We start from the raw sequence: 22744 nt of genomic DNA, 5'->3' as shown, positions 1-22744 counted from the left end.
GTGGGTTCCGGGAGTCGTGCAAATTTCACCTGCATCCCGGGCGTGTCGCGCCTCGGTTCCGCGGAAACACGGGGAAGGGTGCCCGCCGACGGGATCAGGCACTCGAGGGCCCGGCCGCGATGACGCGCTCGTAGATCCCGATCATGCGCTCCGTCTGCATGCTCTGAAGAAGCGCCGTCCCCGCACCCTGCGGCACGCGACCCCCGTCACCCGACTGCAGTGCCTCCGCCACGTCGGCGATCGTGGCCGCGAGCGCGCGCACGGAACCATCCCTCGGCTGCCAGTACGACCCGTCGGGCAGCTCGGCCGCGATCGCCGGATCGCTCACGATCGAGCGGGTCCCGACGACGGTCGCCTCGAAGACGGTCATCCCCTGCGTCTCGAAACCGATCGACGTCTGCACGAGTGCATCCGCCTGCGCCATCGCCTCGAGTGATTCCCGGTACGGCACTCGGCCCACGAACACGACCTTGTCGCCCAACCCGTGGCGGGCGACGAACGACTCGGCCTTCCCGAGCAGCAGTCCGGCGCCGTACAAGCGGAACTCCGCGTCCGCACCGGAGAGACGCACGGCCTCGAGGAACTCCATGAGCCGCTTCTCCGCGCTCATCCGACCCATCCAGAGGAAGACGGGTCGCGCACGGTCGGCTGACGGGCGCACGACCGCGGCGGTCACCTCGTCGACGAGGTCGTCGTCGACGCCCGTCGATACGACCTCGATGCCGGGGCCGATCCCCCTGCGCTCGAGCAGCTCCGCGAAGTGTCGGCTCGGCGCGACGAGCGCCGAGGCCCTCTTCGCGTACTCGTCGAGGAAGCTCCAGGCGCTCGGTCGCAACTCCGACCGGCGGGGCCGAAGCACCAGGCGCTGCGCCCACAGCATCACGCGGACGGCGAGCCTCGGAGCTGGAACCACCTGCTCGATGCCGAACTCGACGTGATTGTGGAAGGAGTGGACGACGGGGATCCCGTGCCGCGCGGCGAACCGGTACCCGACGACGGCTTGCCAGAAGTCGGCCTGCACGTGAACGACGTCCACCCGAGGACGCGCCGCCATGGCGCGGTCGAGCGCCTTGTCCGTCCAGGGCCCGGGGAAGGACGCGGAGTACTCGCGGTCGAACGTGATGGGGATGGACGCCGTGTCCACATCGTGCGGGTCGGTGCGATGGGGTGCGTGCATGCGCGGCGCGCACACCGTCACGGTGTGGCCGGCCCGCTCGAGGAACCGCGTCTGGAGGCGGATCGAGACCTGCACTCCCCCGGCCGACTCGGCGTGCTGGTCACTCAGCATCAGGATGTGCATGATGCCTCCAGGCTACGGGGCAGGGATCACCGGCCCGTGGACGCCGGGCCGGATTCGTCCGCGCTCGTCGATCCCGCGTCGACGACGTCCTCGAGCGCCGCGACGAGGAGCTCCTGCACGTACCCGACCCAGTCGAAGAGACTGCGCGTGAGCAGCTCCTCCTCGGAGAGCGCCTCGGGGTCGGGCTCCTCGTCGAAAGCGGCGGCGTCGTCGACGACACCCAGCCGGGCGGCGAGGGTCAAGCGGAGATCGGTGAGGTGCCGCAGCCAGGACCAACCGTCCTCGACACTCAACGCGATCCCCTCCCGGCCATCCGGCAGGACGACGCCGACCGACCGTTCCGCCGTATCGGCGAGCGCAGCCTGCACACGCTCCGCCGTCTCGACCTTGCGAGCCGCGAGGTCGTGCTGCGTGTAGCGCCGGAACTCGTTCGACGCCGCGGCATCGTCACGGTAGGCGTCGGGGAACAAACGCGCGATGGCGGGATCGAGGAGCTGGGAGGGATTCCCGACATCCGCGAGGAGCGCGCAGAACTGCCGAGACAAGGACAAGAGAACCTCGAGTTCCGACTCGTCGAAGTGCGCGAGGACCCGGCCGTCCGTCGTCGCGAGGAAGGCGCTCACGCGTCGGCCTTCGCGATGCTCGCCCACAAGCCGTACCCGTGCATCGCCTCGACGTGCCGCTCCATCTCCTCGCGATTCCCGGTCGCGACGACCGCTCGACCATCGTTGTGCACGAGCAGCATGAGGCGCTCGGCCTCGCCACGGGAGAAGCCGAAGTAGCTCCGGAAGACGAAGGAGACGTAGGACATCAGGTTGACCGGGTCGTTCCAGACGATCGTGACCCACGGCGACGCGAGCGCCGACTCGTCGCGGAGTTCGGCGCTCCTCGAGAGGTCGGTGTCGGAGAGGGTGTGGGTCACCCCTCAAGCCTGTCACGGTGCCACCCCGGATGCACGTCGACGACCGGCCACTGCTCCGGGCGATCGCTCAGGTTGGATCCCTACCGTGGTTGCCGCAAGGGGAGTAATCCACCTCCGGCGTTTTCGTCAATACGGACCCATCGCCGGGTCCCGGAACGCCGGCCTCCGAACATCGCTCGAGAAGCGGCACGCCGCCGTCGCGAGCCGGGGGCGGATGAGACTTTGGTCCTCATTCGTCGACCCAACGGAGACCCCCCACGTGAACGTCACCCCTGCCGTCTGGCTGATCACCATCGCCGTCACCATCGCCTTCTTCGTGTACGAGTTCTTCGCGCACGTCCGCAAGCCGCACGAACCGAGCATCGGCGAGTCCGCCCGATGGTCGGCCTTCTACATCGGTCTCGCCCTCCTCTTCGGCGTCGGCATCGGCGTCGTCTCGGGCTGGGGGTTCGGCGGCGAGTACTTCGCCGGCTACCTCACCGAGAAGGCCCTCTCGATCGACAACCTGTTCGTCTTCCTGATCGTCGTGAGCGGATTCGCCGTGCCGAAGGCGTACCAGCAGAAGGTCCTGATGATCGGTATCGTCATCGCCCTCGTCCTCCGCGGCATCTTCATCGCCGTGGGGGCCACACTCATCGACAACTTCTCCTGGATCTTCTACATCTTCGGGGCTCTCCTCCTCGTGCTGGCCTACCGTCAGGCGTTCAGCAGCCACGAGAGCGACCCGGCCAACGGTCGCGCCGTGAAGCTCGCGCGACGCATCCTCCCGATCACGGACGCCTACCACCGCGACCGCATCGCGGTGAAGGTCGACGGCAAGCGGTTCTTCACACCGATGCTCCTCGTGATCATCGCGATCGGCGTCATCGACCTCGTCTTCGCCGTCGACTCGATCCCCGCGATCTACGGTCTCACCGAGGAGGCGTACATCGTCTTCACCGCGAACGCCTTCGCGCTCATGGGGCTGCGGCAGTTGTTCTTCCTCATCGGTGGGCTGCTCGAGCGTCTCGTCTACCTCGCTCAGGGCCTCGCGGTCATCCTCGCCTTCATCGGTGTGAAGCTCGTGCTCCACGCCATGCACGTCAACGAGTTGCCCTTCATCAACGGAGGCGAGCCGATGCTCTGGGCGCCCGAGATCCCGATCTGGTTCTCGTTGCTCTTCATCGGCGCGACGATCGCGGTCGCGACCGTCGCGAGCCTCGCCACGACGCGCGGTCAGGGTCACGCCGGTCCTCCCACGGGGGAGGATGAGCGCGAGATCGCCGAGGCGTCCATCGACCGCTAGCGCGTTCGAGCCGGAACCGGACGGGCCGAGGGCCGCACGATTCCGTGCGGCCCTCGGCCCGTTTCGTGTCCCGCGCGCGACGCCGACGGACGTTCAGCGGTCGTCGGGCGGCGGGGCCGTCGGTTCCCTCGGCGGATAGACGAACGTGACGAGGACCACCGAGATCATCATCAGGAGGAACCAGGCGACGAGTTTGGTGACCGGCACCATCTCCCACCCCGTCTCCTGGTGCGGGTAGATCCAGGCGCCGGCCGCCGTCGCGATGTTCTCGGCGAGCCAGATGAAGATCGCGACGAGCAGGAAGGCCAGCAGGATCGGCATCCGGAACGTGGAGCGGAACACACGGAAGTGCATGATCGTCCGCGCGTACAGGACGACGATGCCCGCGAGCAGGAGCCACCGGGCGTCCCACACGAAGTGGTGGGTGAAGAAGTTGACGTAGATGAGCCCCGCCACGAGCGCTGTGCCCCAGACGCGCGGATAGCGCGCGAAGCGTAGGTCGAACAACCGGTAGACCCGCACCATGTACGAGCCGACGGCCGCGTACATGAAACCGCTGAACAGCGGAACGGCACCGATGTGGAGGACGCCGCCCTCGTCGTAGCTCCAGGAGCCGACGTCGGTCTTGAACAGCTCCATGATCGTGCCGACCACGTGGAAGAGCACGATCACCCAGAGCTCTCGGCCGGACTCGAGCCGAGCCACGAGCATGAACACCTGGATCGCGAGGGCCGCAATCACGAGGGCGTCGTTGCGAGCGATCGCGGCGTCGTCCGGGTACCAGAGCCGCGCGGCGACGATCGCGACGAGGAGGAGAGCCCCGAAGACGCACGCCCACGCCTGCTTCGCCCCGAAGACGAGGAACTCGACGAGTCGGGCCCGAGCGCCATGCTCGGGCGCTTCAGCGAGGAGGCGATGCGCGAGCGCGTCGATGCGCTGCTCGAGCGGCGTGAATCTCGGCATGTCTCCCCCTGATGGCCGCGGTCGGCCTGATGACCGCGGTCAGATTATCGACCGACCGCACCCCGGATCGTCCTCCGCGAGGCGGATCCCACGAGGGACCGCTCAGCGGCGGCGGGACACCGTGACCGTGAAGGTGGCGTTCCGGGCGATCTGCTCCGTCGGGCCGACGTGGCGTTCGAGGGTATCCCGGTAGCGCAGACCAGAGTTCCACACCGTCCACAGTTCCCCTCCCGGGACGAGCACCCGACCGGCGGCGACGAAGAGCTTCTCCGCGATCCCTCCGTGCACCGCGTTGCCGATGTGGAACGGAGGGTTGAGGACGACGAGGTCGACCGAACCGTCCGCGAGCGCCGATGCCGCATCGTCCCTGACGACCTCGATCCGCTCGGCCACGCCGTTGGCCTCGGCGGTCGCACGCGTCGAATCGACGGCGGACGCCGACTGGTCGCTCGCGATCACCCGCAGTCCCGGTCGGGACCGCGCGAGCACGGTCGCGATGACGCCCGTGCCCGAGCCGAGGTCGAGTGCGACGCGGGCCTCCGGCGCCATGCGGGGCAACGACTCGAGGAGGAAGCGTGTGCCGACGTCCACGCGTGCACCCGCGAAGGCGGCGCCGAAGGACCGGATCTCGAGGTCGAGCGCGTCGTCGTGCGCGCGCACCGGCCAGGACCGTCCGGCGGCGTCGGCCCGCGGCGATCGGGCGACGAGAGCTCGCGACTTCTGACGCCCGAGGGTCGCGGAGACGTCCTCGAAGTACCGTGCGAGGACGTCGTTCATCCCGCGCGTCATGTGCTTGACGCGACCGCCGGCGAGGAGGACCACATCGGGTTCCGCGGTACGGGCGACGAGTCCCGCGATCTCGTCGAGGGCGTCGAGCGATCGCGGCAGTTGCGCGAGCACGACTCGAGCGCCACGCGTGAGCGCCACGTCGAGAGGGAGCGATCGCACCTCGCCGTCGAGCCCGGCCACCTGTGCGTTCCGCGCGAGCGCCAGCTCCCCCGACAGTGCGTCCTGATGAACCCGTACCGCTCGTGCCCCGTGCAGGGCGACGGCGCCGAGGGCTATCGCGCCGTAGTGGTCCCCGATGACGGCGACTTCACCCGGCCCGGCTTCGGCGAGCGCCGTCGCAGCCTCGTCGAGCAGCAGCCTGTCGGTCGCGTCGACGGCCACGAGGTCGGGCGCCTCCACGTCGGGGAAGCGTCGGAGCGCGTCGAAGTCGAAGGAGGGCATCCCCTCAGCGTAGGGGGCTCGCGCGGATGACGGTCGGCCGGCGCGAGCGGACGCACGGCAGGCGAGTTCGTCAGGCGGACGGGCGGGACGCGTCGAGCGAGTCCGAGAACGATTGCGCGCGGTCGACGAGCCGCGCGACGTACCCCGTGAATGCGACGATGTCGGCCTCGTCCCAGCCCGCGAGCAGTTCGTCCATCATGTCGTCGCCCGCGGCATAGAGCTCGTGCGCGAGTCGGCGGCCATCGTCGGTGAGTCCCACGTCGTGGGCGCGCGCGTCATGCGCGTCGCGATCGCGCACGACGAGCCCTCGCTGCTCGAGCTTCGCGACGGTCTTGCTCACGGTCGGAGCCCCTGTGCCGATGAGTTCGGCGAGGACGGATCCCCGCATGGGGCCGCGCGATCCGATCGTCCAGAGCACCCGCACCTCCATCGAGGAGAAGCCGTGGTCCCGGACCCGCGCCATGCGGCGTCCGAAGGCCGGGTCGGACCAGATGTTCTGCAGGCGCGTGAGCGACTCGACGAGCTCGGATCGGTAGTGCAGGTCCTCGCTCGATGTCATGGCGTCAACGGTACTCGTCCGGCCTGTCCCGTCCCGCTCGGTGGATTCGCGGGGGCCGACGTGCCCGCGAAGCTCCTCGCGTGGCTCGTGAGCGAGGAGAACCCGCACCTCTGCGGGCAGGTCGTCTTCGTGGACGGCGGGAGCGACGCCGTCACCCGCCACGACTCGCCCCGGTGATCCGCCGTCTCTGAGGGCGTCGGATCAGCCGTGCCCCTCGAGGAGGACGCCCGCGGCGGCGTCCACGAGCAGCACGACGTCGTCGTGTCCGTGGAGCGCCGTCGCGGGCAGGGCCTCGGTCGGGCCACTCGCGAGCACCTGGGCGACGATGTGCGCCTTGCCCGCCCCCGTCGCGATGACGACGATGGAGCGTGCACGGAGGATCGTCGCGATCCCCTGCGAGAGCGCCGATCGCGGCACCGCGTCGATGTCTCCGCCGAAGAACCGCGCGTTGTCCCGCCGGGTCGATCCACCGAGCGTCGCGACATGGGTCCGCTCGTCGAAGGACGTGCCGGGCGCGTTGAACGCGATGTGCCCGTCCGACCCGAGCCCGAGGAGCTGCACCCCCACTCCGCCCGAGCGCTCGATCGTCCGGTCGTAGGCGCGGCTCGCCTCCGCGAGGTCGACGGCGTCGGCGTCCGGACCGTGGACCCGGCCGGACGGGATCCCCATCGCGTCCGTGAATTCTCTCCGGATCACGGCGGCATAGCGCTGCGGGTGATCGGAGGGCAGACCGATGTACTCGTCGAGGAGGAACGCCTCGACGTCGCGGTAGGCGCTCGTCGCGTCGCCCCCATGGCGGCGGACGAGTTCGGCGTATGTCTCGAGCGGGGACGAGCCCGTCGCGAGGCCGATGACGCGCTCGCCCCGCTCGAGGACGGCGGCATCGACGAGATCGGCGGCCGCCCGGCCGACCGCGGCCGGGTCGACGAAGCGATGCACGGAGATCATTCGCGCACGGCCCCCTCGATCATCCCCGTGATGAAGTGCCTCTGGAGGAAGATGTACAGCACGACGACCGGCAGCGCGACGAGCACGGCGCCCGCGGCGAGCAGCGCCGTCCCTTGCGTGTACTGGCCCTGGAAGAACGCCAGACCGAGGGGCGCCGTCCGCACCGTGCCGCTCGGCGACATCACGAGCGGGATGAGGAACTCGTTCCACGTCCACATGAAGGTGAGCAGCACGAGGGTGAGGATCGCCGGTCGCCCGATCGGCACGAGGATCTGCCACAGAATGCGGAACGATCCGGCACCGTCGAGCCGCGCCGCCTCGATGATCGAGAGGCTCGCGGAGCGGAAGTACGCACGCATCCAGTAGGTTCCGAAGGCGATCGACATCGCGGCTTGCGGCAGCGCGACACCCCACACGGTGTTCGTGAGCCCGAGGGAGCGCATGTCGAAGAAGAGCGGCACGATGAAGGCCTCCGTCGGCACCATGATGCCGAGCAGGAAGAGCGCGAAGAGGAACCCGGAGCCGCGGAAGCGCATCACGCCGAAGGCGTAGCCCGCGAGGATCGAGCACGTGACGGCGATGACCACGACGATCGCCGCGACGATGACCGAGGACGTCATGTACTCGCCGAAGCGGCCGACCACCCACGCCTCCGCGAAGTTCTCGACGTGCAGCGCGAAGCCCTCGCGAGCGACCGACGCGCTCTCCGGCCCGAAGGCGAGCGAGACGATGACGCCGATCGGCCCGAGCACGACGAGCGCGAAGAAGACGAGGACCACGTAGTTGGTCGCGCGTTCGAGCGCCGAGACCTTCACGATCGGTCTCCGATGCGATTGACGACGGCCGTGATCACGAGAACGACGGCGGTGAGCACCACTCCGACGGCGGTGGCGAGGCCGACGTCGCCCGTTTCGAAGGCGCGACGGTAGATCTCGTAGCTCGGCACGGTCGTCGAGGTCCCGGGACCTCCGCGCGTCGTGACGTAGACGAGGTCGAAGGTCTTGAGCGCCGCGATGATCGTGAGGGTCAGGGCGACGGTGATCTCGCCGCGGACGGCCGGGAGCGTCACCGCGAGGAACTCACGGAACGCGCCGGCACCGTCGAGGCGAGCCGCCTCGTAGTGCTCACGCGGGATCTTCGTCATCCCCGCGAGCATGAGGACGATCACGAGCCCCGTCGCGACCCACGTGCCGACGAGACCGACGGCCGGGAGCGTGAAGGCGTAGTCGCCGAGCCACGGCCGCGCGAGGTGCCCGAGCCCGAGTGCCCGCAGTGTTCCGTTGAGCACGCCGTCGGGCGCGTAGATCTGGCGCCACGCGACGGCGACGACGACCATCGCGATGACCTGCGGCAGGAACAGGACCGTGCGGAAGAAGCCGAGACCCTTCACCTGCGCGCGGTTGAGCACGCCCGCGACGAGGAGACCGATCGCGAGAGGCAGGACGGAGAAGAAGAAGATGAGGACGAACGCGTGCCCGAAGGCCTCGAGGAGCCGCCCGTCCTGGAAGACCGTCACGTAGTTGTCGAGTCCGACGAACGTCGAGGCGCCGAGACCGTCCCATTCGAAGAGGGAGAACTGCGCCGCGCGACCGATCGGGAAGAGCAGGAACACCCCGTAGACGAGGAGGGCGGGCGCGAGGTACGCGTACGGCACCCACGCCCGGCCGGAGCGACGGGTGCTCCGGCCGGGCACGGCGGTCCTACTCATCGCCGGAGGTGAATCCCGCGTAATCGGTCTCGAGCTGCTCGGTGAACGCCGCGGGGTCGACACGACCGTCGATGAGGTCCTGGAGCGCCTGACCCAGGGTGTCGCCGAAGGTCGGAGTCGCGTAGTCGAGGTACGGGAGGAGCTCCCCCGACTCGGTCACCTCGCCGAACACGGTGTAGACGTCCGCGAGGACGCCGTCGCTCGGCGCGAGCTCGGCCGTGCGATTCACCGGCAGGTTGCCGGTCTCGGCGAGCACGTCCATGGCGTCATCGCTCGTGATGAAGTCGATGTACGCCGCGGCGACGTCGCTGTTCTCGGCGGCCGAGGTGATCGTGAACGGGAGACCGGTGCCGCCCGTCGTCGCGATCGTGCCGTCATCGCGCGAGGGGGCGAAGAAGCCGACGTCGTCGCCCATCGCGTCCTCGAGGTCCGCGGCGAGCCACGATCCGCCCATGAGGAAGGTGCCGTCACCCGATCCGAAGGCCTGCCATGCCGCGTCGTAGTCCGTGCCGTTGACGCCATCGTTGAAGTAGCCCGCGTCGACCCACTCCTGCAGCTCCGCCGCGGCGTCCTCGTTCTCCGCGCTCGTCCAACTCGCGCCGGCGTTGCCGAGGCCGAGGGCCGTGATGTCCGCGGGGTCGACGTGCTGGCCCTGGATGGGGCCGAAGACGTGTCCGGCCGGCCACTGGTCGATGTTGCCGAGCTGGAGCGCCGGCCCGTCGGCCGAGGCGGCCTCGAGAGCCGACGTGAAGTCCGACCAGGTCTCGGGGACCTCGAGGCCGAGATCCGCGAGCTTGCTCTTCGAGTAGAAGACGCCGACGACCTCTCCGACCTGGGGAAGGCCGTAGAGCTCACCCTCGCCGAAGACGGCACCCTCCTCGCCGTAGGTCGAGTACTGCAGCACGTTGTCCGAGTAGCGGTCCGTCCAGCCGTACTCCGCGGCGTAGTCGTCGAGCGGGCGCAACTGACCGGCCTCGACGAAGGCGCCCATCGAGTTACGACCGTTGTTGGCCTGCACGACGTCGGGGGCGTCGTTGTCTGTGAGCGCGAGGCGCAGAGTCGTCCCGAGGTCCTCGAAGGACTGCGAGTTCCGCTCGATCGTGATGTTCGGGTACTTCTCCTCGAACGCGGCGTTGAGCTGCTCCATCTGCTCGTTCTGCCCGCCGCGGACCTCCTGGTCCCAGACCGTGAGCGTCATGTCCTCGACGCCGCTGATGTCCGTGGAGATCTCTCCCGAATCGGTGTCCGAGGCCGAGCCGCCGCCGGTTCCCGGTGCGCAAGCGGCGAGAGCGACGACGAGCGTCCCCGCACCGATCCCTGACAGCAGCGTGCGATTTCGTCTATTCATTGCCGTGGTTCCCTTCCAAGCGGGTGGGTGGTGCGGTGAGGGGGCGATCGGGGTGCGGAATGGTCTCGATGACGTCGTCGGGCCACCGGAACGTCGCGTCAGCGCGGCGCACGATGTGGGAGACACCTGCGGGAACGGCGTCGTCGAGGAAACCGTAGCGGCGCACGAGGTCCGTATCGCCGACGGCACGCGTTCGGGACCACCAGTCGGCGATGTCACCCCAGCCCGGCGCGGCGAGCGACCCGCCGAACTGCTGGACGGCGAGGGCGGAGCAGAGCGCGGAGAACGCGAGCCGCTGCTCGAGCGGCCAGGAGCGCAGCGTCCCGAGCACGAACGAGGCCGCGAAGACGTCGCCGGCTCCCGTGGCGTCGAGGAGCGTGACCGGCACCGGGGGGACGACCGCCTCGACGCCCGACTCCGCGTCGATCGCGAGCGCCCCGTCCTCCCCGCACGTCACGACGACGAGCGGGACCCTCTCCGCGAGGACGCGGGCGGCCGCGAGGGGCGAATCGGTGCGCGTGTAGGCCATGGCCTCGACCTGGTTGGGCGTGAATGCGTAGCAGGAGCTCAACGGATCGAGGGTGGCGGGATCCCACACGCCCGTCGAGTCCCATCCGACGTCCGCGAAGACTTTCGTGCCCCGGGCCGCCGCGCGACGCCACCACTCCTCGTGCTCATCGCCCGCGGCCATGCCGCTCAGTTCCGCGAACGCCGCGGCGGAGGACACCGGTTCTGACAGCAGGTCGTCGGCGCCGAGCGGGCTGTCGTGGCCGTGCGTGATCATGCTGCGGTCGCCGTGCTCGGCGATCGAGACGGTGACGGCGGTGTGCCAGTCCTCGAGGCACCGGGAGCGGCTGAGGTCGATGCGCTCGTGCTGCTCGAGCACGCGCCAGCACCAACGGCCGTATGCGTCGTCGCCGAAGGTCGAGGCGAGGGCCGTGCGCAAGCCGAGGCGGCTCGCGGCGACGGCGAGGTTCGCCACGCCGCCGGGGCTCGAGCCCATTCCCGTCGCCCACACCTCGGTACCGGGAGCGGGCGGGGCGCTCAGCCCGGTGAGGACCATGTCGAAGAACATCGATCCCGCGAGCACGACGTCCACATCGTGATCAGCGTTGCTCGGAGCCATGGGGAGTCCTTCGTCGTCGAGTGGAGCTGTTGATTGAACATACTGGTTAATGATCGAAGTTGCGTCAAATCATGCTCGGAAGTGACTGATATGCTCGCCCCATGCTTACAGCGACGCGCCAGGCGAAGATCCTGGACTCCCTGCGCATGGAGGGGGAGGTGTCCGTCGAGTCGCTGGCCGGCCGCTTCGGCGTCTCCGCCTCCACCATTCGACGCGACCTCAATGCGCTGAGCGCAGACGGTTTGCTTCGTCGGGTCCGGGGCGGCGGCAACGTCGAGCCGGACCGCGTGCCGTTCAGCGATGTCGAGCGTGTGCGCAGCGCCGAGAAGGAGCTCGTCGCAGCGCGAGCCGCCGCGCTCGTCGAGGACGGCGACGTCGTACTCATCGACATCGGCACGACGACCGCCCTCCTCGCACGCCACCTCCGCGGCCGTCGCCTCACCGTCGTCACCTCGAGCCTCGCCGTCATCGATCAGCTGCGGGACGACGACGAGGTCGAGCTCATCGTGCTCGGGGGTGCCGTGCGCAAGAACTACCACTCGATGGTCGGCGTCCTGACCGAGCAGGCGCTCGCGCAGATCCGCGCATCCGTGTGCTTCCTCGGAACGAGCGGCATCCGCGCCGACGGGACGATCGCCGACACGACCGGAATGGAGGTCCCCGTCAAGAAGGCCATGATCGAATCGTCGAACCGCATCGTCGTGCTCGCCGATTCCTCGAAATTCCCCGGTGTGGGTCTCCTCAACGTCTGCGGTCCCGACCGCTACTCGACTGTCGTCACGAACGACGACGCCGACCCCGCCACACTCGACGTCCTCCGGTCCGCCGGAGTGGAGGTGCTCACAGCATGAAACTCACCATCATCGGCGGCGGCGGGTTCCGTGTCCCGCAGGTCTTCGAGGCCGTCGCCGCCGCCGGGGCTCCCGTCGTCATCGACGAGCTCTGCCTCTACGACACGTCGACCTCGCGGCTCGGCACCATCCGCGCCGTGATCGATCAGTTGTCGGAGTCGACGGCGCGGCGACCCGTCGTCAGCACGACGAACGATCTCGACGAGGCGCTCGCGGGCGCCAACTTCGTCTTCAGTGCCGTGCGCATCGGCGGCACCGAGGGCCGCATCCTCGACGAGCGCACAGCGCTCGACCTCGGCGTGCTCGGTCAGGAGACCGTGGGACCCGGCGGCCTCGCGTACGCTCTCCGGACGGTGCCGTTCATGGAACGGTTGGCGCGCCGCATCCGCGAGGTCGCTCCCGAGGCCTGGGTGATCAACTTCACGAACCCCGCCGGCATCGTCACGGAGGCGATGCGCTCCATCCTGGGCGATCGCGTCGTGGGCATCTGCGACACCCCGATCGGGCTCATGCGCCGCGCCGCCGCGGCCGTCGCGCCCCTGGCGGGAACGAGCGACGCTCCGCTCCGCTTCGACTACGTGGGGCTCAACCACCTCGGCTGGCTCCGGTCACTCGAGGTGGGCGGTGTCGACCGGCTGCCCGACCTGCTCGCCTCGGATTCGGCCCTCGCCGACATCGAGGAGGCCCGCCTCATGGGCTTCGACTGGGTCCGGGCCATCGGCGCCCTCCCCAACGAGTATCTGTACTACTACTACTTCACGCGCGAGGCGACGGAGCGCATCTCGGCGTCCGAGGCCACGCGCGGCCAGTTCCTCGACGTCCAGCAGCGCGCCTTCTTCGACGCTCCGGGCGACGATCCGCTCTCCTCCTGGCTGCGCACGCGCCACGAGCGCGAGTCGAGCTACATGGCGGAGAGCCGGCCGGAGGGCGAGGAGGGCGAGCGTCACGCGTCCGACGTCGACGCCGGCGGGTATCAACAGGTTGCGCTCGACCTCATGGCGGCGCTCGCGACGGGTCGATCGTCGACGATGATCCTCAACATCGCGAACGCCGGACTCGTCCCGGCGCTGCCGGACGACGCCGTGATCGAGGTCGGCTGCACCGTCGACGCCTCCGGCGTGCACCCGTGGCCGATCGCCGACGTGACGGGCGAGATGGCGGGGCTCATGACGACGGTCAAGTCGGCGGAGCGCCTGGTCATCGAGGCCACGCGGGCCGCGGGCGGCCGGTCCCGGGAACTCGCCTGGCGTGCCTTCGCCGCGCACCCCCTCGTCGACTCCGTCGGCGTCGCGAAGTCGCTCGTGCAAGACTACGGCGAGCGCTTCGACTCGATCGGTCGCCTGTTCGACGGACGCTGAGTCCGTCCTCGACCAGCCTGAGCTTGTCGAGGGATGTCGAACTCCCGAGAACTCGAGACGTGTCGACGAACTCAGCGGCCGTGGATTGTGTCTTTCACCGTCACGGCGTCAGGGTGGATGCTGCCGGTCAGTCGTCGGCGTCGACGTCGTCCGCGTCGACGGCCGATGCGTGCTCGGCGAGCGGCCTCCAGACGACGACCTCGGTGCGGCGCTGCGCACGCATGCCGTGCCGGAGCGGCACGACGTCGCCGTGGGCGCCGGCCGCGTAGACGAGTCGACCGGACGAGCGCAGCATCTGATCGGCGAGCGTCGCCTCGAGGTCTCGGACGCGCTTCGTGAGGTCTGAGACCTGATTCTCGAGCGCGAGGACCCGGGAGATCCCCTCGAGACTCACGCCCTCCGAGCTGAGCCGCGCGACCTCGCGGAGCTGCATGACGTCGCGCATCGAGTAACGGCGCGACTTGCCCGCCGTGCGCGTGGGGCTCACGAGCCCGATGCGGTCGTACTGACGAAGCGTCTGCGGGTGCATGCCCGCGAGTTCGGCGGCCACGGCGATCGCGAAGACCGGGGTCTCCTCATCCATCGAAGGTCACCGTCCTCCCGCGGCCGCCGGGCCGCCGATCCGTCGTGCGTTCGGTGCGCGGCCGATCAGCCGCGCGCGCGGCTGATGAGGTCGACACGAGGATTCTCGTGCGGCCCCACTTCCGCGAATCTGTTGAGTGCCTCGAGCGCCTCGGCGCTCAAGTGCGAGGGCACCGCCACCTGGACGACGGCGAGCAGGTCGCCCGTGCCCTTCGAGGTCGTGACGCCTTTGCCCTTCACGCGCAGGACGCGACCCGACGGCGTGCCCGGGGCGACCCGCAGCTTGACGGGTTCACCGCCCAGGGTGGGAACCTCGATCGTCGCGCCGAGAGTCGCCTCGACGAACGTGACCGGAACGGTCACGCGCAGGTTGAGGCCGTCGCGCTCGAAGACGGGGTGCTTGCGCACCGACACCGTGAGCACGATGTCGCCGGCCTCGCCGCCGTCTGGCGAGGGCTGTCCCTTGCCCCGCAAGCGGATCTTCTGCCCGTCGGAGACACCGGCGGGGATCTTCACCTTGATGGTGCGCCCCTCCGACGTCTGCAGGCTCACGGTGTCGCCTTGCGTCGCCGTGATGAAGTCGACGGTCGTGGATGCCGTGACGTCGCGCCCCTTGCTGGGGCCGCCGAAGCCGCGGAAGCCGCCGCTCGGCGAGCCGAAGCCCGCCTGACGGCCCCCGCCGGCACCGCCGAACATGCCGCCGAGGATGTCCTCGAAACCGGATTGCTGGTAGCTGTACTGCTGCCCCCGCGACCCGCCGCCGAACATCCCGCCGAAGACGTCCTCGAAGCCGCCGTTGCCCGCACCGCCGCCGCCGGGAGCCGTGAAGCGCGCGCCGGACCCCATGGCCCTGACCGCGTCGTACTCCTTGCGCTGCTCGGGGTCGTTGAGAACGGTGTACGCCTCGCTGATCTCCTTGAAGCGGGCCTCGGCCGCCGCGTCGCCCGGGTTCGAATCCGGGTGGTACGTCCGCGCGAGCTTCCGGTACGTCTTCTTGAGGTCGGCAGCCGAGACGTCCTTCGACACACCCAGGACTTTGTAGAAGTCCTTGTCGAACCAATCTTGACTTGCCATCTGTCCGTTATCCCTTAGTTCGCCGGCACCTGCACGACGACCTTGGCCGCGCGCAGGAGCGTCCCTCCAACGAAGTACCCCGTCTCGACGACGTCGAGGATCGACTCGGCGGTCGCCTCGGGACTCGGCTGCTGGAAGATCGCCTCGTGCATGGTCGGGTCGAACGGGTCGCCCGCCGCGCCGAAGGGGCGCAGGCCGAGTCGCTCGACGGCCGACCGGAGCTTCGCGGCGATCTGCGCGAACGGCGCGTCTCCCGCGAGGTCGCCGTGCTTCTCGGCGCGATCGAGGTCGTCGAGGATCGGCAGCAGGAGCTTCACGACGTCTCCCGTCGTGCGCTCGCGCTCGGTCTCGCGGTTGGCCTCGGTGCGCTTGCGGTAGTTCGCGTACTCGGCCGTGACCCGGAGGAGGTCCTCGAGGTGCTCGGACTCGGGACCGGCGGCAGCCGATCTGTCCGCGTCGCCCTCGGGCTCCGCCTCGCCCTCGGCCTCAGCGGCGTCGAGGATGTCCTGAACGGTCAGCTCCTCCTCGTCGACGGGCGCGCCGTCCGACTGGCCGGCGGTCTCCCCGTCCTGCGGCGCGGGGCCGGAGGCGGTCGCCTCCGGCCCCTCGCCGGCGGAGAAACCGTCGCCCTGGGGTTCGCTCTCGTGATCCTGTGGGTTTCGGTTCTCAGTCATTACTTCTTGTCGTCCTCGTCATCGACCACTTCGGCGTCCACCACGTCTTCGTCGTTCGACGCGTCGGCGGGCTGCTCTGCACCCTCGGCGGGAGCGGCCTGCTCCGCCTGGGACTGCGCGTAGATGGCCTCGCCGAGCTTCGTCTGGCTCGTGCTGAGCTTATCGAAGGCGGTCTTCACGGCGTCCTCGTCCTCGCCCGCGAGAGCGGACTTGAGCGCGTCGACGTCGCCTTGGACCTCGGACTTCACGTCCTCGGGGAGCTTGTCCTCGTTGTCCTTGATGAGCTTGTCGGTGCTGTACGCGAGCTGCTCGGCGCTGTTGCGCGTCTCGGCCTGCTCGCGGCGGCGCTTGTCCTCGGCCGCGTGCTCCTCGCCCTCACGGACCATGCGCTCGATGTCCTCCTTGGAGAGGGCCGAGCCGCCCGTGATGGTCATGGACTGCTCCTTGCCCGTGCCCTTGTCCTTAGCGGACACGTGCACAATGCCGTTCGCGTCGATGTCGAACGTGACCTCGACCTGCGGGATGCCGCGCGGCGCCGGCGCGATGCCGGTGAGCTCGAACGTCCCGAGGTTCTTGTTGTCACGCGTGAACTCGCGCTCGCCCTGGAAGACCTGGATCGCGACGGACGGCTGGTTGTCGTCGGCCGTCGTGAAGGTCTCCGAGCGCTTCGTCGGGATGGCGGTGTTGCGCTCGATGAGCTTCGTCATGATGCCGCCCTTCGTCTCGATACCGAGAGCGAGGGGGGTGACGTCGATGAGGAGGACGTCCTTGCGCTCACCCTTGAGGACACCGGCCTGCAAGGCGGCGCCGACGGCGACGACCTCGTCGGGGTTGACGCCCTTGTTGGGCTCCTGACCGCCGGTCTCCTGCTTCACGAGCTCGGAGACGGCGGGCATACGCGTGGATCCACCGACGAGCACGACGTGCGCGATGTCGCCGACCTTGATGCCGGCCTCGCGGATGACGTCCTGGAAGGGCTTCTTCGTGCGCTCGAGCAGGTCCTTCGTGAGGTCCTCGAACTTCGCGCGGCTGAGCGTCTCGTCGAGGTTCGCGGGGCCCGACTCGGTGAGCGAGAGGTAGGGCAGCGTGATGTTGGTCGACGTCTGCGAGCTCAGTTCCTTCTTCGCCTGCTCGGCGGCCTCCTTGAGGCGCTGCTTCGCGATCTTGTCGTTCGAGACGTCGACACCGGTCGACTCCTTGAAGCGGGTCGCGAGCCAGTCGACGATGCGCTGGTCCCAGTCGTCTCCACCGAGGCGGTTGTCACCGGCGGTCGAGCGGACCTGGATCGTGGAGAAGTCGTCGTCCTTGCCCACCTCGAGGAGGGAGACGTCGAAGGTTCCACCACCGAGGTCGAAGACGAGGATGAGCTCGTCCTCCTTGCCCTTGTCGAGGCCGTACGCGAGAGCGGCGGCCGTGGGCTCGTTGATGATGCGGAGCACGTTGAGGCCCGCGATCTCGCCGGCCTCCTTCGTGGCCTGACGCTCGGCGTCGTTGAAGTAGGCGGGGACGGTGATGACCGCGTCGGTGACCGTGTCGCCGAGGTACTGCTCGGCGTCGCGCTTGAGCTTCGCGAGGATGCGGGCGGACACCTCCTGCGGGGTGTACTTCTTGCCGTCGACGTCGAACGTCCAGTTCGTGCCCATGTGGCGCTTGACCGACGCGATCGTGCGGTCGACGTTCGTGACGGCCTGGCGCTTCGCGGTCTCGCCGACGAGCACCTCGCCGTCCTTCGTGAAGGCGACGACCGAGGGGGTCGTGCGGAGACCCTCGGCGTTCGCGATGACGGTGGGCTCGCCGCCCTCGAGGACGCTGACCACCGAGTTGGTGGTTCCGAGGTCGATTCCTACTGCTCGTGCCATGGTGTGTTTCTCCTTCTCGGGCGTTCCGCCCGTACGGGTGCCGCGCCTGGAGGAGCGGCCCGAAGTCGGGGTCGGCGCCGTCTCGGCTCGAGACTTGAGCGCCTGCGACTCAAGTTTACTCGGCATGGTTCGGTCGTCAAGTCGGGCGACTGAAAGTTGAGTGGGAAAGACTCAACCCGAATCGAGGAGGGGGGTTCTCCCCCTTCGAGCCGCGAGGTCCCGTCGGTAGGATGTGGGCATGTCCGACAACAACCAGCCGCCCGTCCCGCCGCAGGACCCGATCGTCCCCCCTCAGGACGGCACCGTCCCGCCGCGGCCGACCGACGCCCAGCCGTCGTTCGACGCCGCTCCCCCGGCCCCCGAGGCGCCGACGTTCGCTCCGTCGTCGTCGCCCTCGTACGGGGAGACCACTCCCCCGGCGCCCGGCGGACAGAACCCCTACGGCCAGGCGCCGCAGCCGCCCGCTCCCGGCGAGGTTCCGCAGCAGCCCGCGTACGATCCCGGACCGTACCAGCAGGCGCCGCAGTACGATCCCGGTGCCTACCCGCAGCAGAACCCGTACCCCCAGCAGGACGGGTACCCGCAGCAGACCGGTTACCCCCAGGACGGCGGTTACGGTGGCGGCTACACCGGCGCCCCCGGCTACGGCCAGGCGCCCGGCGGCTACAACCCCAACCTCGACCCGAACGCGAAGAGCCGCGTCGTCGCCGGCATCCTCGGCATCCTGCTCGGCGCGTTCGGCGTGCACCGCTTCTACCTCGGCTACACCGGCATCGGCATCGCGATGGTCTGCATCACGGTGATCTCGTTCGGCACGCTCGCGATCGTGTCGTCGATCTGGGGCCTCATCGAGGGCATCATGATCCTCACGCGCTCGCAGAGTTTCCAGACCGACGCGAGCGGACGACCGCTGCGCGACGGCTGAGCGCGGCCGCTACGTCGACGGCCACGAGGGAGCCCTCGTGGCCGTCGACGTATGTAAAGAGGACGGCGCGTATTTGCGCGAGGACCGCGCGCGACCGAACGCGTCGCCGCCCCGCTTGCTCGCCACCCGGCCGTTCACCGGTCGGCTACCGCTCAGGGATACGCTGAGCGCATGAGCGGCACGACAGAGCCCTCCGTCCCGGCCGCGCCGTTGGTGGAGTCCCCCGATCGCACCAACACCCGACGCGTCATCGCCTGGGGGCTGTGGGATTGGGGCTCGGCCTCGTTCAACGCCGTCGTGACGACCTTCGTCTTCACGGTCTACCTCACGACGGCCGAGGGATTCGGTGGAGAGACGCTCGTCTCCCAGTGGCTCGCCTGGACCCTGAGCGCCGCCGGCCTCGTCATCGCGGTCCTCGCACCCGTGACCGGGCAGCGCTCCGACACCTCGGGGCGACGGAAGTTCTGGCTCGGCGTCAACACCGCGCTCGTCGTGCTCGCGACGGCGCTCCTCTTCCTCGTCGCGCCCGACGCCGCGTTCCTGCCGCTCGGGCTCCTGCTGCTCGGGGCCGGCAACATCTTCTTCGAATTCGCCGGCGTCAACTACAACGCGATGCTCTCGCAGGTCGCGACCCCTCGGACGATCGGCCGGGTGTCGGGCTTCGGCTGGGGCATGGGCTACCTCGGCGGCATCGTGCTCCTCCTCATCGTCTACTTCGGCTTCATCTCCCCCGAGGTCGGCCTCTTCGGCGTGACGGGCGACGACGGCATGGACGTACGGGTCTCGATGCTCGTGTCCGCCGCCTGGTTCGGGCTCTTCGCACTGCCCGTCTTCTTCGCCGTTCCGGAGTACCAGGGCCGCGGAGCGCGCCGGGAGCGCGTCGGCTTCCTCGCCTCGTACGGCCGACTCGGCACGAGCATCGCGCGCCTGTGGCGGACGAACCGCCCGCTGCTCGGGTTCCTCGCGGCGAGCGCTGTCTTCCGCGACGGGCTCGCGGGGGTGTTCACCTTCGGGGGTGTGCTCGCGGCGGGAACGTTCGGCTTCTCCGCCGGGGAGGTCATCATCTTCGCGATTGCGGCGAACGTCGTGGCCGGGATCTCCACGATCACCGTCGGCCTTCTCGACGATCGCCTCGGCGCAAAGCCCGTCATCATCGTCGCCCTCATCGGCCTCGTCCTCGCCGGTCTCGCCGTCTTCGTCCTGCACGACGGCGGTCAGACGGTGTTCTGGATCTTCGGCCTCGCGCTGTGCCTCTTCGTCGGCCCCGCCCAGTCGGCGGCGCGCAGCTACCTCGCGCGCATGGTGCCGGCGGGCGAGGAGGGCGAGATCTTCGGCCTCTACGCGACGACGGGTCGTGCCGTGTCGTTCCTCGCACCGATGGCGTTCGGGATCTTCGTCGCGATCGGCGGTGCGCAGTACTGGGGCATCCTCGGCATCGTCACGGTGCTCGCGGTCGGGCTCGTCCTCCTCCTCTTCGTCCGCCCGCCTCGGACTGACCATTAATTTGGGGATGGTGCGCGTAACTACGCGCACCATCCTCAAATTAATGGGGCAGGGTGGTGAGTAGCATCGGAGGATGGCTGTCACCGACGAGGCGATCCTCAAGATCAAGGGGATGATCACGCGAGGCGAGCTCGGCCCCGGCGATCGGCTCCCCCCGGAGAAGGAACTGTCGGAACGGCTCGGGCTCTCACGCAGCTCCATGCGTGAGGCGGTCAAGGCCCTCGAGGTGATCCGCGTCCTCGACGTGCGTCGCGGCGACGGCACCTACGTGACGAGCCTCGAGCCCCGACTCCTCCTCGAGGCCATCTCGTTCGTCGTGGACCTGCACGATGACGACTCGGTCCTCGAGCTCTTCGCCGTCCGTCGCATCCTCGAACCGGAGGCCGTCGCCCTCGCGACCGCCCGCGCGACCCCCGAGTTGACCGAGCGCCTGTCCGCGCAGATCGAGTCCGTTGACGGATCGACGAGCGTCGAGGGACTCGTCGATCACGACCTGGAATTCCATCGCACGATCGCTGACGCGGCCGGGAACCGCTACCTCTCGAGCCTCATCGACAGCCTCTCGAGTTCGACCGTCCGCGCCCGCATCTGGCGCGGGCTGACGCAGGAGAACGCCGTGGAACGCACGCTCGCCGAGCACCGCGGCATCGTCGCGGCGCTCGAACGCGGCGACGCGGAACTCGCACGCGCCCTCACCCTCGTGCACGTCTCGGGCGTCGAGGCCTGGCTGCGTGAGTGGACGGAGACCGCGACGTCCTGAGCCCTCGCGGGAAGCCGTCGGGCCGCGGTCGTCAGGGTGAAGCCCGTCAAACCGCCGTGGACACGCGCTCGAACTCCGCGGCGGACGACTCCGAGACCGGGTGCACCATCATGTCGAGCAGCACCGGGACGTTCGCGGTGAGGTGGCGGATCCCGGCGAGCGCGAGCTGCTCGGCGGCCTCGACGCTGCGCACGCTCGCGACGAGCGACCGCGTGCCGCTTCCCGCGAGGACGGCGTCCATCCGCGTGACGAGCGCGAGCGGATCGGCCACGGCGTCCGCGAGCCGTCCGTAATACGGCGCGATGTAGGACGCTCCGATCGCGGCGGCGTACACCGCCTGCGCGACGCTGTAGACGGCGGTCACGAGGACCTTCGTCCCATCGGCGACGAGCGCGGCACCCGTCGCGAACCCGGCGGCCGTCGCGGGGACCTTCACGACGAGTCGGTCGCCGAGGCCGACGAGGGACTCCGCGTCCGCCCGCATCGCATGCTCGTCCGCCCCCACCGCTTGCAGGAAGATCTCTCGGGCCCCGGCCTCGATGAGGCGATCGAAGACCGTTTCCCGGTCGGCGCCCGTGAACCCGTCGCGGTGGAGGATCGACGGATTCGTCGTCACCCCGGCCACGAGTCCCGCCTGGACGAGAGGGATGACGACATCCAAGCGCGCACTGTCCGCATACAACTTCATGGCATTCCTTTCGGCGAGCGACTTCCAGCATGACGAGCGAAAGCTCACATGAGAAGATTGCGCTCGTATGAGCATGCGCTCGACGGGAGACAAGGGGGAGGCGAATGAGCGAGAACCTGCTCGACGCCGCCGTCGTCGCGCGCCGCTTCTACCTCGACCGGCAGCAGAAGAGCGAGATCGCCGCGGAACTCGGCCTCTCGCGATTCAAGGTGGCCCGATTGCTCGATGCCGCTCACGCCGCCGGCATCGTCCGCATCTCGATCGACGTGCCCGACGACATCGATGTCGGACTCTCCGACGCGCTCGTCGAACGGTTCGGTCTGCAACGCGCGATCGTGGTCCGCGCCGCGGATGCGACGGATCCGGGAAGGATCGCGTCGACCCCGCTTCACGCCGTAGGACTCGCTGCGGCACGATTCCTCGCCGCACACCTCCGGCCGCACGACATCGTCGGCCTCTCCTGGGGTGCGAGCGTTTCGCACGTCGTCGACGCGCTCGAGGGAGTCAGCGTCGCCGAGGTGGTCCAGCTCGTCGGCGGCGTGCGACCGGCGCCCCTCGGGGATCGGTCACCGGGGCGGCCCGCCCGCAGCGGTCTCGACCTCGTGGAGGAGTTCGCCCGCCGAACGCGAGCGACCGCGGTGCCGCTGCACAGTCCTCTCGTGCTCGGCTCGGCGAAGACCGCCGCGCTGCTGCGCGAGGACCCGAGCGTCGCCGACACGACTCGTCGTTTCGAGGCCGTGACGACGGCGGTCGTCGGCATCGGCTCGTGGGAACCGCCGTCGTCCTCTCTCCTGGACCTCGTCGCCGCCGACGATCGCCGCGAGCTCTGGCACGGGCGCGCGACGGCCGACGTGTGCGGCATCGTGCTCGACGCCTCGGGACGCGTGGTCCGCTCGTCTCTCGCGGATCGCACGATCGGCATCTCCCCTGAACGGCTCGGCGCCGTCCCGACCGTCGTGGCCGTCGCCGGCGGCGCCTCGAAGGCGACGGCGATCGCGAGCGTCCTGCGCAGCGGCCTCATCGACGTGCTCGTGACCGACGAGGCAGCCGCCCGCTCGATCCGCTGATCCTCCGACCGGCC

The 22744-nt window shown here is 69.3% G+C and carries 23 protein-coding genes; 7 read left to right on the top strand and 16 right to left on the bottom strand.

What is annotated here, in order from left to right:
• Positions 1–94 precede the first annotated feature (94 nt).
• From ELQ90_RS03730 to clpS, 3 genes are read right to left on the bottom strand one after another with little or no spacing between them, the layout of a single operon-like run.
• Positions 95–1300, bottom strand: coding sequence for a glycosyltransferase (locus ELQ90_RS03730; RefSeq protein ID WP_128493892.1), 1206 nt, complete (start codon positions 1298–1300; stop codon positions 95–97).
• 26 nt (positions 1301–1326) lie between these two features.
• On the bottom strand, positions 1327–1923 hold the full coding sequence (locus ELQ90_RS03725) for a DUF2017 family protein (RefSeq protein ID WP_166408807.1): 597 nt from the start codon (positions 1921–1923) through the stop codon (positions 1327–1329).
• Positions 1920–2222, bottom strand: coding sequence for an ATP-dependent Clp protease adapter ClpS (gene clpS, locus ELQ90_RS03720; RefSeq protein WP_128493890.1), 303 nt, complete (start codon positions 2220–2222; stop codon positions 1920–1922). The genes ELQ90_RS03725 and clpS overlap by 4 nt, the downstream gene beginning before the upstream one ends.
• Before the next feature lie 259 nt (positions 2223–2481).
• On the opposite strand from clpS, the gene ELQ90_RS03715 reads away from it, so the two are divergent.
• Positions 2482–3507: a TerC family protein gene (locus ELQ90_RS03715; RefSeq protein ID WP_166408805.1), complete on the top strand. Its 1026-nt coding sequence runs from the start codon at positions 2482–2484 to the stop codon at positions 3505–3507.
• A 93-nt stretch (positions 3508–3600) separates the two neighbouring features.
• Here ELQ90_RS03715 and ELQ90_RS03710 read toward each other — a convergent pair whose 3' ends face one another.
• From ELQ90_RS03710 to ELQ90_RS03670, 8 genes are all read right to left on the bottom strand, one after another.
• Positions 3601–4470, bottom strand: a complete 870-nt coding sequence (locus ELQ90_RS03710; protein ID WP_128493888.1) for a DUF817 domain-containing protein — start codon at positions 4468–4470, stop codon at positions 3601–3603.
• 102 nt (positions 4471–4572) lie between these two features.
• Complete coding sequence (locus ELQ90_RS03705) at positions 4573–5700, bottom strand: class I SAM-dependent methyltransferase (protein ID WP_128493887.1); 1128 nt, start codon at positions 5698–5700, stop codon at positions 4573–4575.
• A gap of 70 nt (positions 5701–5770) precedes the next feature.
• Positions 5771–6259: a MarR family winged helix-turn-helix transcriptional regulator gene (locus ELQ90_RS03700; protein ID WP_128493886.1), complete on the bottom strand. Its 489-nt coding sequence runs from the start codon at positions 6257–6259 to the stop codon at positions 5771–5773.
• A 201-nt stretch (positions 6260–6460) separates the two neighbouring features.
• A complete protein-coding gene (locus tag ELQ90_RS03690; RefSeq protein ID WP_128493885.1) occupies positions 6461–7207 on the bottom strand; it encodes a glucosamine-6-phosphate deaminase in 747 nt (248 codons plus the stop codon).
• The gene (locus tag ELQ90_RS03685; RefSeq protein ID WP_128493884.1) at positions 7204–8022 is read right to left on the bottom strand and encodes a carbohydrate ABC transporter permease; all 819 of its coding nucleotides are present in this window, start codon (positions 8020–8022) and stop codon (positions 7204–7206) included. Before ELQ90_RS03685 ends, ELQ90_RS03690 begins: the two co-directional genes overlap by 4 nt.
• Positions 8019–8915 (bottom strand): carbohydrate ABC transporter permease, encoded by an 897-nt coding sequence (locus tag ELQ90_RS03680; RefSeq protein ID WP_128493883.1) that lies wholly within the window; start codon positions 8913–8915, stop codon positions 8019–8021. Before ELQ90_RS03680 ends, ELQ90_RS03685 begins: the two co-directional genes overlap by 4 nt.
• Positions 8908–10263 (bottom strand): ABC transporter substrate-binding protein, encoded by a 1356-nt coding sequence (locus ELQ90_RS03675; protein WP_128493882.1) that lies wholly within the window; start codon positions 10261–10263, stop codon positions 8908–8910. Before ELQ90_RS03675 ends, ELQ90_RS03680 begins: the two co-directional genes overlap by 8 nt.
• Positions 10256–11389 carry a carbohydrate kinase family protein gene (locus ELQ90_RS03670; protein ID WP_128493881.1) on the bottom strand — a complete coding sequence of 378 codons (1134 nt, stop codon included), beginning with the start codon at positions 11387–11389 and terminating at the stop codon, positions 10256–10258. Before ELQ90_RS03670 ends, ELQ90_RS03675 begins: the two co-directional genes overlap by 8 nt.
• A 101-nt stretch (positions 11390–11490) precedes the next feature.
• On the opposite strand from ELQ90_RS03670, the gene ELQ90_RS03665 reads away from it, so the two are divergent.
• Together ELQ90_RS03665 and ELQ90_RS03660 are read left to right on the top strand one after the other, a co-directional pair.
• The gene (locus ELQ90_RS03665) at positions 11491–12240 is read left to right on the top strand and encodes a DeoR/GlpR family DNA-binding transcription regulator (protein WP_128493880.1); all 750 of its coding nucleotides are present in this window, start codon (positions 11491–11493) and stop codon (positions 12238–12240) included.
• Positions 12237–13598 (top strand): family 4 glycosyl hydrolase, encoded by a 1362-nt coding sequence (locus ELQ90_RS03660; protein ID WP_128493879.1) that lies wholly within the window; start codon positions 12237–12239, stop codon positions 13596–13598. Before ELQ90_RS03665 ends, ELQ90_RS03660 begins: the two co-directional genes overlap by 4 nt.
• Before the next feature lie 127 nt (positions 13599–13725).
• On the opposite strand, the gene ELQ90_RS03655 is transcribed toward ELQ90_RS03660, so the two are convergent.
• The 4 genes from ELQ90_RS03655 to dnaK all read right to left on the bottom strand — a co-directional run bounded on the left by ELQ90_RS03655 (position 13726) and on the right by dnaK (position 17787).
• The gene (locus ELQ90_RS03655) at positions 13726–14181 is read right to left on the bottom strand and encodes a heat shock protein transcriptional repressor HspR (RefSeq protein WP_128493878.1); all 456 of its coding nucleotides are present in this window, start codon (positions 14179–14181) and stop codon (positions 13726–13728) included.
• Between the two features lie 65 nt (positions 14182–14246).
• Positions 14247–15254 carry a DnaJ C-terminal domain-containing protein gene (locus ELQ90_RS03650; protein WP_128493877.1) on the bottom strand — a complete coding sequence of 336 codons (1008 nt, stop codon included), beginning with the start codon at positions 15252–15254 and terminating at the stop codon, positions 14247–14249.
• 14 nt (positions 15255–15268) lie between these two features.
• Positions 15269–15928 carry a nucleotide exchange factor GrpE gene (locus ELQ90_RS03645; RefSeq protein ID WP_128493876.1) on the bottom strand — a complete coding sequence of 220 codons (660 nt, stop codon included), beginning with the start codon at positions 15926–15928 and terminating at the stop codon, positions 15269–15271.
• Positions 15928–17787, bottom strand: a complete 1860-nt coding sequence (gene dnaK, locus ELQ90_RS03640) for a molecular chaperone DnaK (protein WP_128493875.1) — start codon at positions 17785–17787, stop codon at positions 15928–15930. The genes ELQ90_RS03645 and dnaK overlap by 1 nt, the downstream gene beginning before the upstream one ends.
• A gap of 238 nt (positions 17788–18025) precedes the next feature.
• Here dnaK and ELQ90_RS03635 point away from each other — a divergent pair, with 238 nt between their 5' ends.
• The 3 genes from ELQ90_RS03635 to ELQ90_RS03625 all read left to right on the top strand — a co-directional run bounded on the left by ELQ90_RS03635 (position 18026) and on the right by ELQ90_RS03625 (position 20975).
• Positions 18026–18712, top strand: coding sequence for a TM2 domain-containing protein (locus ELQ90_RS03635; RefSeq protein ID WP_128493874.1), 687 nt, complete (start codon positions 18026–18028; stop codon positions 18710–18712).
• Between the two features lie 171 nt (positions 18713–18883).
• The gene (locus ELQ90_RS03630; RefSeq protein WP_128493873.1) at positions 18884–20215 is read left to right on the top strand and encodes an MFS transporter; all 1332 of its coding nucleotides are present in this window, start codon (positions 18884–18886) and stop codon (positions 20213–20215) included.
• 73 nt (positions 20216–20288) lie between these two features.
• Positions 20289–20975 carry a FadR/GntR family transcriptional regulator gene (locus tag ELQ90_RS03625; protein WP_128493872.1) on the top strand — a complete coding sequence of 229 codons (687 nt, stop codon included), beginning with the start codon at positions 20289–20291 and terminating at the stop codon, positions 20973–20975.
• Positions 20976–21021: 46 nt separating this feature from the next.
• On the opposite strand, the gene ELQ90_RS03620 is transcribed toward ELQ90_RS03625, so the two are convergent.
• The gene (locus ELQ90_RS03620) at positions 21022–21663 is read right to left on the bottom strand and encodes a transaldolase family protein (protein ID WP_166408803.1); all 642 of its coding nucleotides are present in this window, start codon (positions 21661–21663) and stop codon (positions 21022–21024) included.
• Positions 21664–21767: 104 nt separating this feature from the next.
• On the opposite strand from ELQ90_RS03620, the gene ELQ90_RS03615 reads away from it, so the two are divergent.
• The gene (locus tag ELQ90_RS03615) at positions 21768–22730 is read left to right on the top strand and encodes a sugar-binding transcriptional regulator (RefSeq protein WP_128493870.1); all 963 of its coding nucleotides are present in this window, start codon (positions 21768–21770) and stop codon (positions 22728–22730) included.
• Positions 22731–22744: the final 14 nt, after the last annotated feature.

This window comes from Labedella phragmitis (assembly GCF_004078635.1).
In the GTDB taxonomy this organism is placed as follows: Bacteria; Actinomycetota; Actinomycetes; order Actinomycetales; family Microbacteriaceae; genus Labedella; species Labedella phragmitis.
The sequence above is the reverse complement of the archived record's forward strand: the minus strand, read 5'-3'. Positions and strand labels throughout refer to the sequence as shown.

What these genes read in the sequence shown, in the direction of transcription:
- ELQ90_RS03730 (WP_128493892.1), bottom strand. Translation starts at nt 1,300, where the DNA reads ATGCACATCCTGATGCTGAGTGACCAGCACGCCGAGTCGGCCGGGGGA.
- ELQ90_RS03710 (WP_128493888.1), bottom strand. Translation starts at nt 4,470, where the DNA reads ATGCCGAGATTCACGCCGCTCGAGCAGCGCATCGACGCGCTCGCGCAT.
- ELQ90_RS03705 (WP_128493887.1), bottom strand. Translation starts at nt 5,700, where the DNA reads ATGCCCTCCTTCGACTTCGACGCGCTCCGACGCTTCCCCGACGTGGAG.
- ELQ90_RS03700 (WP_128493886.1), bottom strand. Translation starts at nt 6,259, where the DNA reads ATGACATCGAGCGAGGACCTGCACTACCGATCCGAGCTCGTCGAGTCG.
- ELQ90_RS03690 (WP_128493885.1), bottom strand. Translation starts at nt 7,207, where the DNA reads ATGATCTCCGTGCATCGCTTCGTCGACCCGGCCGCGGTCGGCCGGGCG.
- ELQ90_RS03680 (WP_128493883.1), bottom strand. Translation starts at nt 8,915, where the DNA reads ATGAGTAGGACCGCCGTGCCCGGCCGGAGCACCCGTCGCTCCGGCCGG.
- ELQ90_RS03675 (WP_128493882.1), bottom strand. Translation starts at nt 10,263, where the DNA reads ATGAATAGACGAAATCGCACGCTGCTGTCAGGGATCGGTGCGGGGACG.
- ELQ90_RS03670 (WP_128493881.1), bottom strand. Translation starts at nt 11,389, where the DNA reads ATGGCTCCGAGCAACGCTGATCACGATGTGGACGTCGTGCTCGCGGGA.
- ELQ90_RS03665 (WP_128493880.1), top strand. Translation starts at nt 11,491, where the DNA reads ATGCTTACAGCGACGCGCCAGGCGAAGATCCTGGACTCCCTGCGCATG.
- ELQ90_RS03660 (WP_128493879.1), top strand. Translation starts at nt 12,237, where the DNA reads ATGAAACTCACCATCATCGGCGGCGGCGGGTTCCGTGTCCCGCAGGTC.
- ELQ90_RS03655 (WP_128493878.1), bottom strand. Translation starts at nt 14,181, where the DNA reads ATGGATGAGGAGACCCCGGTCTTCGCGATCGCCGTGGCCGCCGAACTC.
- ELQ90_RS03650 (WP_128493877.1), bottom strand. Translation starts at nt 15,254, where the DNA reads ATGGCAAGTCAAGATTGGTTCGACAAGGACTTCTACAAAGTCCTGGGT.
- ELQ90_RS03645 (WP_128493876.1), bottom strand. Translation starts at nt 15,928, where the DNA reads ATGACTGAGAACCGAAACCCACAGGATCACGAGAGCGAACCCCAGGGC.
- dnaK (WP_128493875.1), bottom strand. Translation starts at nt 17,787, where the DNA reads ATGGCACGAGCAGTAGGAATCGACCTCGGAACCACCAACTCGGTGGTC.
- ELQ90_RS03635 (WP_128493874.1), top strand. Translation starts at nt 18,026, where the DNA reads ATGTCCGACAACAACCAGCCGCCCGTCCCGCCGCAGGACCCGATCGTC.
- ELQ90_RS03630 (WP_128493873.1), top strand. Translation starts at nt 18,884, where the DNA reads ATGAGCGGCACGACAGAGCCCTCCGTCCCGGCCGCGCCGTTGGTGGAG.
- ELQ90_RS03625 (WP_128493872.1), top strand. Translation starts at nt 20,289, where the DNA reads ATGGCTGTCACCGACGAGGCGATCCTCAAGATCAAGGGGATGATCACG.
- ELQ90_RS03620 (WP_166408803.1), bottom strand. Translation starts at nt 21,663, where the DNA reads ATGAAGTTGTATGCGGACAGTGCGCGCTTGGATGTCGTCATCCCTCTC.
- ELQ90_RS03615 (WP_128493870.1), top strand. Translation starts at nt 21,768, where the DNA reads ATGAGCGAGAACCTGCTCGACGCCGCCGTCGTCGCGCGCCGCTTCTAC.